General features: G+C 52.3%; 5 protein-coding genes. All 5 read left to right on the forward strand.

The features are described 5' to 3' along the window. The first annotated feature begins 292 nt into the window (after positions 1-292). The 5 genes from HZA49_04080 to HZA49_04100 all read left to right on the forward strand — a co-directional run bounded on the left by HZA49_04080 (position 293) and on the right by HZA49_04100 (position 2,077). A complete protein-coding gene (locus HZA49_04080) occupies positions 293-490 on the forward strand; it encodes a hypothetical protein (protein ID MBI5778618.1) in 198 nt (65 codons plus the stop codon). Positions 491-753: 263 nt separating this feature from the next. Further along, positions 754-900 carry a hypothetical protein gene (locus tag HZA49_04085; GenBank protein ID MBI5778619.1) on the forward strand — a complete coding sequence of 49 codons (147 nt, stop codon included), beginning with the start codon at positions 754-756 and terminating at the stop codon, positions 898-900. A gap of 18 nt (positions 901-918) precedes the next feature. Beyond that, entirely contained in the window at positions 919-1,239 is a 321-nt protein-coding gene (locus HZA49_04090; GenBank protein MBI5778620.1) for a nucleotidyltransferase domain-containing protein, read from the forward strand. Positions 1,240-1,422: 183 nt separating this feature from the next. Beyond that, the gene (locus HZA49_04095) at positions 1,423-1,713 is read left to right on the forward strand and encodes a nucleotidyltransferase domain-containing protein (protein ID MBI5778621.1); all 291 of its coding nucleotides are present in this window, start codon (positions 1,423-1,425) and stop codon (positions 1,711-1,713) included. Next, positions 1,706-2,077: a DUF86 domain-containing protein gene (locus tag HZA49_04100; protein MBI5778622.1), complete on the forward strand. Its 372-nt coding sequence runs from the start codon at positions 1,706-1,708 to the stop codon at positions 2,075-2,077. Before HZA49_04095 ends, HZA49_04100 begins: the two co-directional genes overlap by 8 nt. Positions 2,078-2,149: the final 72 nt, after the last annotated feature.

Below are 2,149 nucleotides of genomic sequence, written 5' to 3' on the forward strand. Positions count from 1 at the left end.
CGGCAGATTTACGAGGCAGGCGAGGGAATAAGTCAGGCGGGATTGGGCCGGCACCTGGGGATCAGCGCCAGGTGCGCCGGCAAAAAAGTGGCTAAGGCGCTGCAGGCCGGGCTGGCAGAGAACGTTGGTTGCGCCATTGGCTCCCGGGGGCAAGCGATCAGGCTCACGGCCAAGGGAAGAGCCCTCATTGCCGCGTCGTAGTGAGGTGGCTCCAGACGAAAACCAGACGCGCCACCTGGGACCTAAACCATCAGAGTGCCCTGAGTAAAGCCACCAAAGAAAGGTTTTACCCGTGTACCAACATGATCTCGACCTTATCGACAAGTTTGCCAGAGAAAACCCGGATCTCATCACCAGAGCCCGGGAGAATCTGCTGGTCTGTACCGTCATGTACCGGTGTGAGCATTTTCATATCTACTTCCCCGGCAAGTGGTTGGGAGAGATCATCTCCTGCCCGGTGTGCGGGGCGGTGATGCAGCCGGAGGCGTGATGAAAAGCATCCGGGTTTATCGGTTTCGGGACGTCAGCGCTTCTCCGAAGGAGGGTCGATACCATCCGGCGTCACTTCCTAAAATAACCTGGACCTCCTGGTGAGAAAACCCCAAGGCAACCGGAGAGGCCCAATCACGAGAGGTCCAATAACCCTATGGCCGGAGGACAGAGATGAAAAGCCATTAGACAAGTTAACTGGAGACGTGGCATAATAGATATTGGTGAAGTATTAAGTTATGAATTTGAGAATGGCGCGGGCCTATGAATTACATCGCCACCCGCATCCGGGTGGAGGCCATGGAAGTCACTCACATGGCCCGCCATCTGTCGGCCTTCGGACTCCTGTACCGGGCCATGAATGATAATTACCAGGATACCAACCCCTCCCTCTGGCCGGGACTTGGATAAGGTTAAGAGAGACAACTGATGGATATTGACCAGAAGCTCATCGAGGAGATCATCGAGCGCATCTTGACCGAGACCCAACCGGAGCGTATCATTATCTTCGGCTCGGCTGCCACCGGCAAAATGACCCGGGACAGTGATATCGACCTATTGGTCTTGAAATCTGCGCCAGGAAACCCCAGGAAAGAGAGCGTGCGTCTGCGCCAGGCCCTGCGCGGCTTGGACTATCCTTTCGACATCATTGTCATGGCTACGGAACGTTTCGAGGAGAGCAAGGGCGTCATCGGGGGTATCGCCTATCCTGCCCACAAGTATGGGAAGGTGATCTATGAGGCCACCTGAGGAAGTGAAACGGGAACTGGTCCGGCAGTGGCTGGCCAAAGCCGATGATGATAAAGAAAGTCCTGGAAGGCTGGTAAAACGTGCACCAGGATCTGGATAACTTCGACAAATTTCATTGAGAAGAATCTGCTAAATTTGTAATACCAGCAGGAGGTGGAGTTTGAGTAATCCTGGGAGTCAACCATGAGAAGAGGAAGCCTGCTCACCATCTTGCGAGAATTTAAAAAGGATTATGCCGAGAAATACGGCATCCTTGAGATCGGGGTATTCGGGTCGATGGCCCGGGATGAGGCCCGGGAAGACAGCGATGTGGACATCTTTATCAAGACCAAAACCCCCAATCCGTTCATCTTGGTGCACATCAAGGAAGATATTGAGAGGCTGACCGGGAAGCATGTCGATATTGTTCGGCTGCGCGAAAAAATGAACCCTTTCTTAAGAGAACGTATAGAACAAGAAGGGCATTATGTTTGATAAGAACCTCGTTTTGTCGATACTCACCCAGATTGACGAAGCCCTGGGAAAAATTGCCAGCCGTGCCGAATGGATTCGGAGCCCGGACGATTTCACCAGTTCCCCGGCCGGCATGGAAAAACTGGATAGTATCTGCATGCTTTTCATGGCCATTGGCGAGGCCTTGAAGAATATCGACAATATTACCGGCGGGACCCTCCTGTCACAATATCCCGAGATTGACTGGAAAGGGGCAATTGGTTTCAGGGACATCATCGCCCATCATTACTTTGATATTGACGCTGAACAGGTATTCTGGATCTGTAGGCATGAATTGGCCCCAATATCAACCGCAATAAAAAAGATGATAGCGGATTTACGTTGATAATTGAGATTGTGAATATTGCCCAGGATAAGCCCACGACCTGCTAAGAGGCCGGGTGCAGGGATGAAATTA

This window comes from Planctomycetota bacterium, from assembly GCA_016235865.1.
Classification (GTDB): domain Bacteria; phylum Planctomycetota; class MHYJ01; order JACQXL01; family JACQXL01; genus JACRIK01.

Excerpts from the sequence above, each read along its gene's own strand:
- HZA49_04100 (MBI5778622.1), top strand. The coding sequence starts at position 1,706 with ATGTTTGATAAGAACCTCGTTTTGTCGATACTCACCCAGATTGACGAA.
- HZA49_04085 (MBI5778619.1), top strand. The coding sequence starts at position 754 with ATGAATTACATCGCCACCCGCATCCGGGTGGAGGCCATGGAAGTCACT.
- HZA49_04095 (MBI5778621.1), top strand. The coding sequence starts at position 1,423 with ATGAGAAGAGGAAGCCTGCTCACCATCTTGCGAGAATTTAAAAAGGAT.
- HZA49_04090 (MBI5778620.1), top strand. The coding sequence starts at position 919 with ATGGATATTGACCAGAAGCTCATCGAGGAGATCATCGAGCGCATCTTG.